The following is a 14,450-nucleotide window of genomic DNA, read 5'->3' as shown; positions in this document are numbered from 1 at the left end:
GCAGGACAAACGGCAAACGGATCGCAGTGCTTCTAGACCGCGTTAAAGACGGTCGTTTGCCGGACCTATCCCCAAAGGGGCCCGGAATGCTGTCCGGGGGCAATTTCGCCCCGCTTTGCTCTCGTCCCTGCTGCGCCGAAAGGATAAGCAATGGCAACCAAGGCACTTGCCTTCGATGTTGGGGATTACGTCGTCTATCCCAAGCACGGCGTCGGCCGTGTGGTGGAACTGCAAAACGAGGAAATCGCAGGCATGAAGCTGCAGCTCTATGTGCTGCGCTTCGAAAAGGAACGCATGACCCTGCGCGTGCCCGTGAACAAGGTTGAAGCGATCGGCATGCGCAAGCTGTCTTCGGACAAGACGCTGCGCGAGGCGCTCGATACCCTTAAGGGCAAGCCCAAGGTCAAGCGCACGATGTGGTCGCGCCGTGCCCAGGAATACGAAGCGAAGATCAACTCCGGCGATCTCGTCTCGATCGCGGAAGTGACTCGCGACCTGTTCCGCGCCGACGACCAGCCGGAACAGAGCTACTCGGAACGTCAGATCTTCGAAGCGGCCTCCTCGCGCCTCGCGCGTGAACTCGCCGCCATGGAAAAGACGGATGAGCCCGCTGCGCTCAAGAAGATCCTCGCGATCCTCAACGAGCACGCGCCGAAGTACTACGAAACGGTCTGAGGCCACGAGCTTCGACCGCCTGCGCTTTTGGGGAAGCGCTGAAAACAGGGCCGCCGGAGTGATCCGGCGGCCTTTTTTCATGTCCGAACCATCCGGCAAACAACCGATGTGACTCTGCGGATGACTTGGCGGCTCCCGTACCAGTGCGTTATGGTGATAACACACCAGGTTCAGGAGAGCCCCATGATCAAGGATATTGCCCGCACGCTTGGCGGGATCGCCGCTGCCGCTGTCGCGCTTTCGCTCACCGCATGTGATGGCGCCACGCTGGAAGTGAACGGGATGAAAGGTGTGCCGCTCGCCCAGCTCGATCTTTCCCAGGCGGCGCCCGAGGAAATCTCCTTGCTCGGCCCCGACAATGTCCACGTGGTGCAGGGCGACAAGCTCGCGATCACTGTCAGCGGCCATCAGGATGCCAAGGACCGCCTGCGCTTCGTGCTCAAGGATGGCAAGCTGGCGATCGGGCGGGAAGGCTGGAAGATCGGTGGCTCCGATGATCTTGCCACAGTGGAAGTCACCGTTCCCGCTGCCCGCCGCCTGGTGATGGCGGGCTCCGGCACGATGCGCGCCGATGCGCTGCGCGGCGATGCGGTGGCTGTCAGCATCGCGGGTTCGGGCGATATCGAAGTGCCCACGATCGAAACCCAGGAACTCAAGGTCGAGGTTATCGGCTCCGGTGACCTAAAGGCCGGCGGCAAGGCCAAGGCGCTCAAGGTTTCGATCGCAGGCTCGGGTTCCGCCAACATGGCAGAGCTGGCTGCCGAGGAAGCCAAGATCGAGATTGCCGGATCGGGCGATACCCGCTTCGCCTCCGACGGGCAGGTCAAGGCCGATATCATGGGCTCGGGCTCGGTGACGGTGAAGGGCCGCGCGACATGCAAGGTCAATGCAATGGGTTCGGGCACGCTGACCTGCGAGCCGTGAGCGCGGCGCCGGTCATGGCGGGGCAAGGATAATTGGGATAAGCGCCGGGTTCTCCGTTCGAAAGGCCCGGCGCTTGTCCCGCTATCCGCTCTTGCTCACCGCTCTTGCCGCGATCGCTCTGGCAGGTGGCGCCGCGAGGGCGGCGAGCCCATCCGAGGCTGACCGGGCCGCACACAAGCGCGAGCAAATGATTGCCAAGCTCGAGAGGAAGTACGGCCAGCGGCTCGAGGCGTGCAGTCGCGGCCAGACCGCTGCTTGCGCCGAAGCCAATCGGATCAGCGGCGAAATCGCGCTGCTGCGCAAGGAGCGCTAGGCGGCCGCTCGGCGCAGTCGGTCGTTGATGGCAATGCCGATTCCGTCGTCAGGAATGGGCGCCACGGCGATACGGGGTTGGGGTGCTGCCGCCGCCAGGTGCAGACAGGCATAGAGATGCGCTGCCGCCTCGATGAGATCGCCTGATGAGGACAGCGAAACAGCCCCGGCAACTTCGCCGAAGCCGATCAGAAACTCGTCCGGTTCTGCCGTCAGGGCACCAAGCCGCACCGGCTTGCCCGGCGCGTAGTGGCTGGCCAGCTGTCCCGGCGCTTCGATGCGGGCTTCAGCTGAACTCCTGACATCGGCAAACCCGCCGAGAACGGCAGCAATGTCCGCCTCGGTCACCGGGCCAGGCCGTAGCACCTGCCATCCGCCACCCGGACGGAGCGCGACAATGGTCGATTCGAGGCCCTGTGGTGTCACGCCGCCATCGAGAATGAGGTCTGCCCGCGCGCCCAGCGAAGCCGCTACATGCGCGGCGCTGGTCGGGCTTACGCCGCCGCTCCGGTTCGCCGAAGGCGCGGCGAGCGGCAAACCGGCAGCCGCCAGCACAGATCGCATCACCGGATGCGTGGGAACCCTGATTGCTACCGTAGGCAGTCCTGCGGTCACGGCGGCAGCCAGCGGCGCATCTGCCCGGCGTGGGAGCACCATGGTCAACGGCCCCGGCCAGAATGCTGCGGCCAGCGCCTGCGCGCGGCTGTCGAACTCCGCCAGCCTCTCCGCCGCAAATACATCCAGGACATGGACAATCAGCGGGTTGAAATCGGGTCGCCCCTTGGCGCGGTAGATCGCCGCCACCGCCGCATCGCTGTCTGCCCTTGCGGCGAGGCCATAGACGGTCTCGGTGGGCACCGCGACAGTCCCGCCCGCTTCCAGCACGCGCGCAGCCTCCGCAATGCCCTCGGCATCAGCGGCTTGCACATTTGGAGGCGTTTGCGTGGTCATGGCTTGCCGCTATAGCCCTCAGCGAGGACTGCCAAGGAAAACAGCGCATGAGCTTTACCGCACCCACCCAGGACCAGCTTCTCGCGATGCGCATCTGCGCCGGAATCGACGAGCTGGCAGCCCACGAACGCTACGGCGCGGCGACTCCCGACGTGGTCGAGGCGATTGCCGAGGGCATCGGCACGTTTGCTGCGGGCGAATGGGCGCCGCTCAACCGAATCGGCGATACCGAGGGCGCTCACTGCAAGGACGGCGTGGTGTCCTCGCCCACGGGCTATGCCGAGGCCTATTCGGCATTTGTCGAGCAGGGCTGGAATTCCATTGCCGGACCCGCCGAGTTTGGCGGACAAGGCCTGCCTTTCACGCTCGCCACGTGTGTGCTCGAAACGCTGGGCGCGGCCAACATGGGCTTCACGCTGCTGCCGATGCTGACCGTCGGCGCGATCGAGGCGCTCGATCACCACGGCAGCGAGGCGCAGAAGGCAATGTACCTGCCCAAGCTTATCTCGGGTGCGTGGTCGGGCACGATGAACCTGACCGAGCCGCAAGCCGGGTCCGACGTCGGCGCGCTGCGCAGCACTGCGGTGAAGATCGAGGAAGGCCCCCACGCCGGCAAGTACCGCATCGCCGGGACCAAGATCTACATCACCTGGGGCGAGCATGAGCTGGCCGAGAACGTGATCCACCTCGTCCTTGCGCGCACCCCCGGCGCGCCTGCCGGGTCGCGCGGCATCTCGCTGTTCATCGTGCCCAAGTACCACGTGAATGCCGATGGCTCGCTTGGTGAGCGCAATGATCTGCGCGCCGTGTCGATCGAGCACAAGCTGGGCATCAATGTCTCGCCCACTTGTGTCATGTCCTATGGCGACAATGCCGAGTGCATCGGCGAACTCGTCGGCCATGAGAACGAAGGCCTCAAGGCCATGTTCACGATGATGAACTCGGCGCGCATCAACGTCGGCAGCCAGGGCGTGCAGATTGCTGAGCGGGCGTTGCAGCAGGCTCGAGCCTATGCGCGGGACCGCATCCAATCCGCCCGCGCCGGTTCGCCTGACAAGAACCCGGTGGCAATCATCGAGCACCCAGACGTGCGCCGCATGATCCTGCGCATGCGCGCCCTCACTGAAGGCTCGCGCGCGCTGCTCTATTACACCGCGGGACAAGTCGACCGTGGCCTTCTGGGTGATCGCGCCGCACAGCAGCGTGCCGAACTGCTCGTACCGCTGCTCAAGGCCTGGGGCACCGATGTCGGCTGTGAAGTCGCCAGCTTGGGAATCCAGATTCACGGCGGCATGGGGTTCGTCGAGGAAACCGGCGCCGCGCAGCATTACCGCGACGCGCGCATCGCGCCGATCTATGAAGGCACCAACGGCATCCAGGCCGCCGATCTCGTTACCCGCAAGCTCGGCATGGAGCAGGGCGGCGTGCTGCAGGCGCTGATGGCCGACATCTCGGCCGAGATGCAGGACGTCCCCGAAGTCGCCTCGCTCGCCAAGGACGCGGCTGCAATCGGTTCGTGGATGGCCAGCGGCGATGCGACGCTCGACGATAAGCTCGCGGGCAGCGTCCCCTTCCTTACCATGTGTGCGGTTGCGGTGGCTGGCTGGCAGCTGGCGCGGCAGGCACGAGCCACCGGCAGCATGGAGAAGACCGCGGTGACCAAGGTGTTCAACCGCACCATCGTCCCCGAGGCCCGTGGGCTCGGGGCAGCGGCGATGGCCGGTGCGGCCCTCTACTTCGAACTGGAGAGCGAGGCGCTGACCGGATGAGCGAGCCTTTGCTCGAACGGATTGCCGCCGCGCTCGAGCGCCTGGCACCGCCCGCTCCGGCGGCAACGGACTGGCTGGCGCATCCCGCCTATGTCTGGACAGGCACGGGTGCGCGCGCGGTCGATCCGCTCGAGGCGCCTCCGCTGGCGCTGATCAAGGGTGTCGATGCACAAAAGGGGGCAGTAGCCGAGAACGTCCTGCGCCTCGCCTCGGGTGCGGCCTCGCACGACATGCTGCTGTGGGGTTCGCGTGGCATGGGCAAGTCGGCGCTGGTTCGCGCTGCGATCCGCGCGGCACAGGATGTGCATCCGGGCCGGATCGCGCTGATTCAGGCGTCACCTGATGAAAGCCTCGCCCTGCTGCTGGGCGAATTGCGCAAGGCGGACCGCCGCTTCCTGATCCTGCTCGACGATCTGGGTTTCGATGCAGGCGATGCCGGTTCAGCGCGCCGACTGCGCTCCTGGCTCGAAGGCGGTGTCGAGGCCCGTCCAGCGAACGTCCGCCTCGCCGTCACGTCCAATCGCCGCGCCATCGTCGAGCGCCACATGGCCGAGCAGGACGATCCAATCAATCCGCGCGATGTTGTCGACGACCGGCTCGCGCTCGCCGACCGCTTCGGCCTGTCGCTTGGTTTCCATGCCTGCTCGCAGGACGACTACCTCGCGATCATCCACGGTTACGCGGTGCACTACGGCCTCACCTTCGCCGAAGATGATGCACTGACGTGGTCGAAGCAGCGCGGCGGCCGTTCGGGCCGCGTCGCGTGGCAGTATGTTAACGAATTGGCCGGACGGGCTGGCCGCAGTCTTTAATTCTGCGATTTGGTCAGGTCGGAATCCGTCGCCGGCTTGACGATGAACTTCGTGCCCGGCTTGGGGGCAGGCCGCATTGGCGTCGCAGGAATCGCGGCAATCTCAGGCGCCGGCTTCGCGCCCGGCGCTACGACGCGCCAGATCACGCCGCCGGTGTCGTCGCTGACCAGCAGCGCGCCATCCTTCGCGAAGGCGACCCAAGTGGGGCGGCCGTGCGTGGTCTGGTCCTTGGCCAGGAAGCCGGTCAGCACCGGCACCGGCGGCCGTGGCAAGGCATTGCCGTTGTTGTCGAACGCCACGAACACCACGTCATAGCCGGAAAGCGGCTTGCGGTTCCACGAACCGTGCCGCGCGACGAAGGCACCGCTGGCAAACCGTTCACCCATCAGGTTGCCGCCCTTCGCAAAAGCGAGGCCGAGCGGCGCCACGTGCGAACCGAGACCGTATTCCGGCTTGCGCACATAGGAGAACATGTCGTTCGGCATCGGATCGGTGACGCGCCAGTCGATGTTCTTCTTCCAGTAGACCCACGGCCAGCCATACTGCGCGCCAAGCGGAACGTTGGTGAGGTAATCGGGCACGAGGTCCGAGCCCAGCATGTCGCGCTCGTTCACCGTGGTCCACAGCTCGCCGCTGCGCGGATTGAAATCGAGCCCGTTGGGATTGCGCAGGCCCTGAGCATAGGTGCGCGAGCTCTTTCGCTCGAAGTCATACTCGTAGATCGCCGCACGGCCCTTTTCCTTGTCGAGGCCGTTCTCGGCGATGTTCGAGGCAGAACCGACGGTGACGTAGAGCAGCTTGCCATCCGGGCTCAGCGCCAGATTGCGCGCCCAGTGGTTGCCGCCGCCGGGCAGGTCCATCAGCTTCTCGGGCTTGCCGTCGAGCGTGGTCTGGCCGGGCGTGAACGGCCACGAAACCACCGCGTCGTGATTGCCAACATAGAGCCGGCCCTCGTGCAGCACCATCCCGAACGGTGAACTCAGCCCCGGATTGCTCATCACGAAGCGCTGTTCGGCCACGCCGTCGCCATTGCTGTCACGCAGGACGACGAGCTTGTTGGGCGATGCCTCACCCGCACCGGCGGCCGAGAACAGATAGCCCATGACGAGCCCGGTGATCCCGCCCGGGCCGCGCTGCGGCGGACCATTCGTTTCGGCGGCGAGCACATCGCCGTTGGGCAGCACGGTCAGCGTACGCGGGTGATCCAGCTGGTCGGCAAAGCGCGTCACCACAAGACCTTCAGCCGCGACCGGCTTCTCGCCCGCTGCCCAGCCGATGGGCTTGGCGATGCCGATCGTCGGGAACCACTGCGGCGCCGCCTCGGCAAGTTCAGGCTTGGGCCCGGTGGTCTTGTCGAGCGTAAGCTGTGCTGAATCGCCGCGCAGCAACCAGAAAGCAGCGGCAGCAAGCGCGATGAGGACGATGACGAGCCCGGTCAGGGTCTTGCGGAGCGTGAACATGGCCCATGTCTAGAACCCGGGCCGCCTTCCCGCAATGGCCCTCGCGGTGAAGCGCCCGGCCTGCTAAGCGCCCCGCATGTACGATTTCACGCCCGTTCCCGGCCAGCCAAAGCCCGCGCTCTACGCCGATCTCCTCGACGCGGCCCGCGCGATCACCCACGACGAGCCCGATGCCGTGGCGAACATGGCCAATTGCGCCGCGTTGCTCGATGAATTCCTGCCCGATCTCAACTGGGCGGGGTTCTACCGCATGGTCGGCGGCGAACTCGTGCTCGGGCCCTTCGCCGGGCGTCCCGCCTGCATCCGCATCGCGCTGGGCCAAGGTGTGTGCGGCGCGGCAGCAGCTTCCGGCGAGACGCAGCTGGTGCCCGATGTCCATGCCTTCCCCGGACACATCGCGTGCGATGCCGCCAGCCGCTCCGAACTGGTCGTCCCGGTTCTACGTGATGGCGCGGTGATTGCCGTCATCGATCTCGACAGCCCGCTGCTCGCCCGCTTCGATGCCGAGGATGCCGCCGGGATCGAAGCGCTGGCCCGCCTGCTTTCGGACCGCATCTAGCCCCCACCCCTGCCCCGTTTCGGCACAATGCCGCCGCACCCCGTGGCCCAGCGCGGCGCGGGATGCTAAACAGCGTGTTAACCCGGATTCTCGCGCGCCGTGCGGGTCCGGCCGATGCTGACAGGGGAACACAATGGCCAGACTTTTCCGTGCCCTCGCGGTGACCGCGCTGGCCTCCAGCCTCGCCGTTCCAGCACTCGCGCATGAAACGCCGGCGCAGGTGCCTGTGCAGAGCAGCTGGCAGACGACCTATCCCGGTGTCTTCCCGGGCGGCTATCCGGTCTATGGTGGGCCGGTCTACAGCGTGCCGGTCTACTCGGTGCCTATGGCGCCGCCCCAGGGTTCTGTACCTCCGCAAGGCTACGTTCCGGCTCCACAAGGCTACGTCCCCCCGCAGGGCTATGTTGCACCGCCCCCGCCAGCAGCGGACAGCGATCCGCGCTACCGTGAGATGATCGACAAGTGCCAGGGCGTGACCAACCGTCATAGCGGGACGACCGGCGCAGTAATCGGCGGCCTCGTCGGCGGTGTCGTCGGGAACCGCGTCGCCTCGGGCGAGCGTACGGTCGGGACAGTGGCGGGCGCCGCTGTCGGTGCGGTGGCGGGCGGCGTCATTGGCAAATCCATCGACAAGAAGCGCGAGCGGGAATGCGAGGAGTTCTTCAGCACCTATTCGCCGCCGCAACCGGCTCCCGGCTACTACGGCTATGCTGCACCCGCCGGCGGCTATGCCTATGGCTACCCGTCCTATGGCTATGTCCCCCCGATGACGGGCGCGCCGATGGGTTATGTCATGGTACCGTCGAATGCACCGCAAGCCGTCGCCTCGGCTCAGGGTGCCTGCACTGAAACACGCACGGTCTCCTACGAGTATGTCCCGGTGAAGAAGCGCTACATCGGCGCCCCGCCGCGCCGCCCGGTGCTGCGCGACAAGCGGGTTCGAGTGCCGATGGGCAGCTGAACCGGCCTATTCGCCGCTTGCGGGGCCCGGGAGGAGGGCTACCACAACGCCGACTTCGTGCATGATCCCGGAAGGGAGCCGCATCAGCACGTGACCGTTGTAATCGACATCGAACCGGGTAGCGTCGGTCTGGAAGGTCCACGCATAGTCGGCAGAGGAGGGCAACGCTTTGCGACCCACAGGGCGGCGCGTGCCGTCATAAGCGTCGATCCGCCCGCTCTTGGTGATATAGTAGTCGCTCGTGTCATCGTAGAGGATGATGCGTGCAACCAGCGCAAGGTCTGACGCCCCTTCGCCCTCGCCATCAGGATCGAAGCGGCTCTGGCGCATCGGTGCGAGCCCGCGATTGTGGCGGGCCTGGGTGAGTTCAGCGCTGACCAGCGCTTCGGCATTCTGCCAGCCATGGACGATCGCCGCGATCCGATCCTTGCGGCCGGGATGCGTCGGTGTCGCCTGCTCGGGCAGGATGCGAGCGGCCGCCGAAGTCGTCTCCGCCAGCGTAGCGCCCAGCCGCGACAACACGAAGCCGGAGAACTCGTCAGCCTCCAGCTCGTCGCGCCACGGTTCGGCTGACTGGCGCAGGGTGTGGCCGGCCAGATGATGGCCCACTTCATGCGCGAGGATGCTCATTGCGCCCCAGTCCGGGCAGATGCGATCCGCCACTTGCGCCATGAAACGTGGATCGAACAGGATAACACGCCGCCCGTTGATGATCTCCGCTGCGGCCGGGGTCGAGGGATCGACGATCATCTCGAAGTTCATCTCTAGACCGCTGACGCGCACCACGCGCTCTACCTGAGTCCGGGCTTCAGAGAGATCAGCCTCGCGCGAGGCATTCTGCTGGCCCATGTACCCCATGGCGCCAACGCTCTGCACATGGCTCTCGCTCGGCCAGTAATCGTGAAGCCGCGCCTGAGACCACTATTTGCCCAGCTCGCATTGGCCCTTCTCACGAGCGCTTGAAGGTTGGGTGCTCTGTGGTGAGGCGGATTGGGCCCAGACATACCCCGGCAATGCCGCCCCGAAGCCCAGGGCAGCGACAATCGCAATGGTCCGACGCTTCATTGGGGATCAACTGACAGAATAGGAGGCGCTATCCAAAAGCGGCGCAGGAAGACGTGGTGCGTGGTTACGCGGGGTCTCGACGGCGCTCGTGCCGATGCATGTTCCACCTGCCCACTCCCGCTTCGTATCTTGCCTTAGTTATACAAGCTATGTGCCTAAGGCAAAATACATATATCTACCGATCTTCAGTCGGTATTGTGTAGGCCAAGCAACGGAAATTAATGCGAATTCTAGTTTATGATCCGAAAAGTGTAGCTGTAGCTGTCGCGGGGAGCATCTCGCACGCCGGTGATCGTAACCGAATAGGTGCGGCCCGGAACGAGTCCATCGACTCGCCATGACAGGCAGTTGGGCACGCCATAGCCCTCGTTGTCCCAGCGCCGATCACGAACGGGCAAGGCCTGCCGGCCATCGCTGATGGCAACCTTGGCGTCCGAGAAATCGACGGTGGACATCGCATCCGGATCTTCGCTCACCGAGAACGAGAGACGGGCGTGCGCGGAGAAGAACTGCGCCGGATAGTCGCCTTGTGGCCACGCAACGTATTCTGGAATGCGCGCCTTGCCTCCACGACGCTGCGTATCCCCGGGAAAGTCGAACACCTTCATGACGACCGAGTCCATCCGGACACCACCTGGCAGGACCGTGATGACGCGGCCCAGCGAAGTCTGATCCAGCCAGGGATCGAGCATCCAGCGGCGATGGCCGATCTCGTCGCCATCACCCTCAATCAGCCATTCGGCGAGGATGGCGTTGTCATCCTCATAGGTCAGGTACGGCGATGATACGCCGCCAAGCAGATTGGAGCTTCCTGCAGCGCCCGCACCGGTGGCGGTCCAGCATGTCCACGTCGGCGGAGGATCGTGGCTCAGCGCATTGTTCGTCGCCATGATGAGCGCCGCTTCGGCAGCGGCCCGGTCGGCACCCTCGTTGTAACGCACCGGCGCCAGCCCATGCCGCGCGCGCATGGCGTTGAAAGCGTCGAGGAAGCGGTACTTGGTCTCGGGCCGCAGCACGCCCGGAAAGCATCGGCCGGGATCGGGCGGCTGGGTATAGAGGGCTGCAGTGTTGGCCCAAGCCTGCGAATCGCCCGGCATCACGGCGCTGTGATAAGGGACCGTAGCGGTCGTCGGCGCCTCAACTTCCTCGATGATCACTTCGTCAGGATCAGGATCGTACTGCGCGCTTGGTGGCATGGCACCGCACAGCAGCGAAAAGGCAAGACAGGCAGCCGTAACACGACCACGCGCCCTCGGGTTCAGGATGGGTCCTGTCCGCGTGCGCATGGCAGTCGTGTCAGCAGTTCTGGGTGGTCATGAGCAAGGCTCAGAGCTTGCGCCCGATGAGCTCCTTCATGATTTCGTTGGTGCCGCCGAAGATGCGCGTCACGCGCGCGCCGCGCCAGGCGCGGGCGATCGCGTACTCGTTCATGTAGCCGGCGCCGCCGTGGAGCTGGAGGCACTTGTCCATCACTTCCCACTGCAGTTCGGTGTGCCACAGCTTGGCAGCTGCGCCTTCCTCGGCGGTCAGTTCGCGCTTGAGGTGACGGGCAAGTGCCCAGTCGAGGTGCGCCCAGCCGACCTGCAGCTTGGCCTTGAGGTCGGCTAGCGTGAAGCGGGTGTTCTGGAAATCGAGCACCGGCTTGCCGAATGCCTTGCGCTCACGGGTGAAAGCAACGGTATCGTCGAACGCCTTCTGCGCCGAGGCCTGCGCGCTGACGGCGATCGACAGGCGCTCCTGCGGCAGCTCGCTCATCAGGTAAATGAAGCCCTTGCCTTCTTCGCCGAGGCAATTGGTGATCGGCACGCGCACGTCCTCGAAGAACAGCTCCGACGTATCGGCTTCATCCTGACCGATCTTGTCGAGGTTGCGCCCGCGCTTGAAGCCTTCGCGCTCGGCTTCGACCAACACGATCGAGACGCCCTTCCAGGCCGGCTGGACTTCGGTGTCGGTCTTGCAGCACACGAGGATGAGGTCGGCGTTCTGGCCATTGGTGATGTAGGTCTTCGACCCGTTGATCACGTAGTGGTTGCCGTCCTTTTTGGCCGTCGTGCGCATGCCCTGCAGGTCGGAACCCGTGCCCGGCTCGGTCATCGCGATGGCGGTGACGACTTCGCCCGCCACCATCTTCGGCAGCCACTTGCGCTTCTGCTCTTCGGACCCGTACGAAACGAGGTAGTTCACCACGATATCGGACTGGAGCGAGAACCCGGTCGCGACGCGGCCGTAGTAGGCGCTTTCTTCATCGACGATGGCGTTGTAGCCGAAATCAAGGCCGAGGCCGCCGTATTCCTCGGGCACGGTCGGGCAGAGCATCCCGAGCTCGCCCGCCTTGGGCCAGATCGACTTGGGCACGATCCCCGCCTCGGCCCATTCGTTGGCGTGGGGCGCGATTTCGGTTTCGAGATAACGGCGCACCGTCTGACGGAACGCCTCGTGATCGGGCGTGTAGGCAGAGCGGGGAATCAGATCGAGCGACATGGCAGGCTCTCCGGTTTCAGATCTCTTATCGCCCTGAAAGATAGGCAAACCAATCCGGACCGGTCAATCGAAATTAATCGACCGGTTAAGGCTCCTGTCCTTCCGGGCAACCGGACCTAGATCGCCCCGCCCGTCAACCGCTGGCAAATGAGATCGAGCTGATCGAGCGTCTTGTAGCGGATGGTCACCGAACCCGTACGCGGGTCGGCATCGGCCTGGATCGTGACCTTGAGGCCGAGAAACTCCTCGAGATGCGTCTGCACGGCAGCGATGTCGGCCGAACTGGCGGGATCGCGCTCCGCCCGGGCACGCCGGGGCGCCGATTCTGGCCGCATCGCCCGCTTTGCCAGCCGCTCGATATCGCGCACCGAATGGCCCTTGGCGACCGTCTCGCGCGCCAACGGCACGGGATCGGGCAAGACGGCCAGCGCGCGGGCGTGGCCCATCGACAACTCGGCGCGCTCGACCATGTCTAGCACCTCGTTTGGCAGTACGAGCAGCCGCATCAGGTTGGCGACATGGCTGCGTGACTTGTCGACAAAGGTGGCGATTTCCTGCTGGGTCAGTCCATCCTGTTCGGACAGCCGCTGATAGGCCCGTGCTTCCTCGATCGGATTGAGATCTTCGCGCTGGAGATTTTCGATCAGCGCCAGCGCAGTGACTTCACGATCATCAAGCGGGCGGACAATCGCCGGAATCTCGTGCAGCCGCGCCCGCTGCGCCGCGCGCCAGCGGCGTTCGCCTGCAACCAGCTGATAGCGCCCACCGCCCATCGGCCGTACCACGACAGGCTGGATCACCCCGCGTGTGGCAATCGAGCGCGCGAGTTCTTCCAACGCATCCTCATCGAAATGCCGCCGTGGCTGTTCCGGGTGCGGCTCGATCGATGCGACCGAGAGCGAGGCCAGACCGCTCGCCACGGCCTCTCCCGGCGCTGAGACCGAAATACGCGATACCGCTTCTTCCCGCCGCGTCTCACCCAGCAGCGCGCCAAGGCCTCGACCGAGCGCGGGCCGCTTTGCCGCCTTGACTGCCGCGCCCTCAGCTTCGCTCATGCTGCAATTCTCCGCTCGGGCAGGCGACCGATCAACTCGCGCGCCAGCTTCATGTAGGCCTGCGATCCAGCGCAGGCATGGTCGTAGATCAAGGCCGGCAGCCCATGGCTCGGCGCTTCGGAAAGCCGCACATTGCGCGGAATGACCGATTCGAACACGAGACCATGCAAGCACGAGCGCACGTCGTCCGCAACTTGATCGGTCAGGCGGTTGCGCCGGTCATACATCGTCAGCACGATGCCCAGAATGCCGAGATCGGGATTGAACCGCTCTTGGACGCGCTCCACCGTCTGGAGCAGCTGGCTCAGTCCTTCGAGCGCGAAGAACTCGCACTGCAACGGCACCAGCAGCGAATTGGCCGCAGTCATCGCGTTGAGCGTCAGCAGGCCGAGCGAGGGCGGGCAGTCGATCAGGCAGATTTCGTGCCCCGCATCTTCCGCCAGCGCCGCGCGCAGCTTGTTGGTGCGGTCCTGCTCGCTGACGAGCTCCACCTCCGCACCCGACAGATCGACCGTCGCCGGAATGAGATCCAGCCCCGGGATTCGCGTCGGGATCATGCACGAAGCCACGCTCGCCTGCTCGATCAGCAAGTCATAGGACGATCGCTCGCGCTCACCCGCAGAAACGCCGATGCCGGTTGAAGCATTGCCCTGCGGGTCGAGGTCGATCAGCAGCACCTTCCACCCGGTCGCCGCGAGCGCCGTGGCAATGTTGATCGCCGTGGTGGTCTTGCCCACCCCGCCTTTTTGATTTGCGACGGCTATCGTGATCATCGGCCTGAACCTCGCTTGTGCTTCGTGGTCTTTCCGGTGTGGACGGTATCAGCGCGCCCTTGCAGATTTCCGACGATGATGCCGGCGGCGGGATCGGTCAACGATTGTTCCACGTGAAACAGGCGATTCCATTCCGCGCCGAGCGCATCCCGTTCATGCTGCGCCTTGGCCCCCTTCGGCAACAGCCACAGCGTATCCGGTGTGGAAAAGCGCCAAGCCACATCCAGCAAGCGGTCCAACGGCGCGAAGGCCCGAGCCGAAATCACCGCCCAACGCCGCTCAGCCAGATCCTCGACCCGGGAGAGCACGACTTCGACATTGGTAAGCCCCATCAGCGCCGCAGCACGCGCCAGCCATTCCGTCCGCAACCGCCGCGAATCGACAAGTGTAACAGGCCGTTCGGATTGCAGGGCCGCGATAACCAGCCCGGGAAACCCGGCTCCACTGCCGAGATCGAGCCAGGCGCCATCTGGCACTGTTTCACGTGAAACATGCAGAAGCTGCGCGCTGTCCACGATGTGCCGCTGCCAGACCGCATCGAGCGATGGCCGCGAAACGAGGTTCTGCCTCTCGTTTTCCTCACGCAGCGCTCCGACAAGGACTTCAAGACGCGCCATCGCATCGCCATGCCGCTCCGCCAGCCAAGTGCGGGC

Annotated in this window: 15 protein-coding genes; 7 read left to right on the top strand and 8 right to left on the bottom strand. The window is 65.0% G+C overall.

From position 1 onward, the window contains the following. The first annotated feature begins 150 nt into the window (after positions 1–150). The 3 genes from NDB2M1_RS14060 to NDB2M1_RS22085 all read left to right on the top strand — a co-directional run bounded on the left by NDB2M1_RS14060 (position 151) and on the right by NDB2M1_RS22085 (position 1,912). A complete protein-coding gene (locus NDB2M1_RS14060) occupies positions 151–675 on the top strand; it encodes a CarD family transcriptional regulator (RefSeq protein WP_054122667.1) in 525 nt (174 codons plus the stop codon). Between the two features lie 183 nt (positions 676–858). Further along, the gene (locus NDB2M1_RS14055; protein WP_083554861.1) at positions 859–1,599 is read left to right on the top strand and encodes a head GIN domain-containing protein; all 741 of its coding nucleotides are present in this window, start codon (positions 859–861) and stop codon (positions 1,597–1,599) included. A 73-nt stretch (positions 1,600–1,672) separates the two neighbouring features. Beyond that, entirely contained in the window at positions 1,673–1,912 is a 240-nt protein-coding gene (locus NDB2M1_RS22085; RefSeq protein WP_143146763.1) for a hypothetical protein, read from the top strand. On the opposite strand, the gene NDB2M1_RS14050 is transcribed toward NDB2M1_RS22085, so the two are convergent. Continuing rightward, entirely contained in the window at positions 1,909–2,862 is a 954-nt protein-coding gene (locus NDB2M1_RS14050) for an L-threonylcarbamoyladenylate synthase (protein ID WP_072383166.1), read from the bottom strand. The genes NDB2M1_RS22085 and NDB2M1_RS14050 overlap by 4 nt on opposite strands. Before the next feature lie 47 nt (positions 2,863–2,909). Here NDB2M1_RS14050 and NDB2M1_RS14045 point away from each other — a divergent pair, with 47 nt between their 5' ends. Then, complete coding sequence (locus NDB2M1_RS14045; RefSeq protein WP_054122664.1) at positions 2,910–4,631, top strand: acyl-CoA dehydrogenase; 1,722 nt, start codon at positions 2,910–2,912, stop codon at positions 4,629–4,631. Next, positions 4,628–5,443 carry an ATP-binding protein gene (locus NDB2M1_RS14040; RefSeq protein WP_054122663.1) on the top strand — a complete coding sequence of 272 codons (816 nt, stop codon included), beginning with the start codon at positions 4,628–4,630 and terminating at the stop codon, positions 5,441–5,443. The genes NDB2M1_RS14045 and NDB2M1_RS14040 overlap by 4 nt, the downstream gene beginning before the upstream one ends. On the opposite strand, the gene NDB2M1_RS14035 is transcribed toward NDB2M1_RS14040, so the two are convergent. Continuing rightward, entirely contained in the window at positions 5,440–6,903 is a 1,464-nt protein-coding gene (locus NDB2M1_RS14035; protein ID WP_072383164.1) for a PQQ-dependent sugar dehydrogenase, read from the bottom strand. The two genes, NDB2M1_RS14040 and NDB2M1_RS14035, sit on opposite strands and share 4 nt — an antisense overlap. 76 nt (positions 6,904–6,979) lie before the next feature. Between NDB2M1_RS14035 and NDB2M1_RS14030 the strand changes: the two genes are divergently transcribed. Further along, positions 6,980–7,462 (top strand): GAF domain-containing protein, encoded by a 483-nt coding sequence (locus NDB2M1_RS14030; protein ID WP_054122661.1) that lies wholly within the window; start codon positions 6,980–6,982, stop codon positions 7,460–7,462. Between the two features lie 133 nt (positions 7,463–7,595). Next, positions 7,596–8,423 (top strand): glycine zipper 2TM domain-containing protein, encoded by an 828-nt coding sequence (locus tag NDB2M1_RS14025; RefSeq protein WP_072383161.1) that lies wholly within the window; start codon positions 7,596–7,598, stop codon positions 8,421–8,423. Between the two features lie 6 nt (positions 8,424–8,429). On the opposite strand, the gene NDB2M1_RS14020 is transcribed toward NDB2M1_RS14025, so the two are convergent. The 6 genes from NDB2M1_RS14020 to rsmG form a co-directional block, all read right to left on the bottom strand. Next, complete coding sequence (locus tag NDB2M1_RS14020) at positions 8,430–9,281, bottom strand: M48 family metalloprotease (RefSeq protein ID WP_143146762.1); 852 nt, start codon at positions 9,279–9,281, stop codon at positions 8,430–8,432. Positions 9,282–9,718: 437 nt separating this feature from the next. After that, positions 9,719–10,684: a CAP domain-containing protein gene (locus NDB2M1_RS14015; protein WP_072383157.1), complete on the bottom strand. Its 966-nt coding sequence runs from the start codon at positions 10,682–10,684 to the stop codon at positions 9,719–9,721. Positions 10,685–10,814: 130 nt separating this feature from the next. Continuing rightward, on the bottom strand, positions 10,815–11,969 hold the full coding sequence (locus NDB2M1_RS14010; protein WP_054122657.1) for an acyl-CoA dehydrogenase family protein: 1,155 nt from the start codon (positions 11,967–11,969) through the stop codon (positions 10,815–10,817). A gap of 116 nt (positions 11,970–12,085) precedes the next feature. Next, positions 12,086–13,024, bottom strand: coding sequence for a ParB/RepB/Spo0J family partition protein (locus tag NDB2M1_RS14005; protein WP_072383155.1), 939 nt, complete (start codon positions 13,022–13,024; stop codon positions 12,086–12,088). Continuing rightward, a complete protein-coding gene (locus tag NDB2M1_RS14000) occupies positions 13,021–13,797 on the bottom strand; it encodes a ParA family protein (protein ID WP_072383153.1) in 777 nt (258 codons plus the stop codon). Before NDB2M1_RS14000 ends, NDB2M1_RS14005 begins: the two co-directional genes overlap by 4 nt. Next, positions 13,794–14,414 carry a 16S rRNA (guanine(527)-N(7))-methyltransferase RsmG gene (rsmG, locus tag NDB2M1_RS13995; RefSeq protein WP_371328206.1) on the bottom strand — a complete coding sequence of 207 codons (621 nt, stop codon included), beginning with the start codon at positions 14,412–14,414 and terminating at the stop codon, positions 13,794–13,796. The genes NDB2M1_RS14000 and rsmG overlap by 4 nt, the downstream gene beginning before the upstream one ends. Positions 14,415–14,450 lie beyond the last annotated feature (36 nt).

Source organism: Novosphingobium sp. NDB2Meth1, from assembly GCF_900117425.1.
Taxonomy (GTDB): Bacteria; Pseudomonadota; Alphaproteobacteria; order Sphingomonadales; family Sphingomonadaceae; genus Novosphingobium.
The sequence above is the reverse complement of the archived record's forward strand: the minus strand, read 5'-3'. Positions and strand labels throughout refer to the sequence as shown.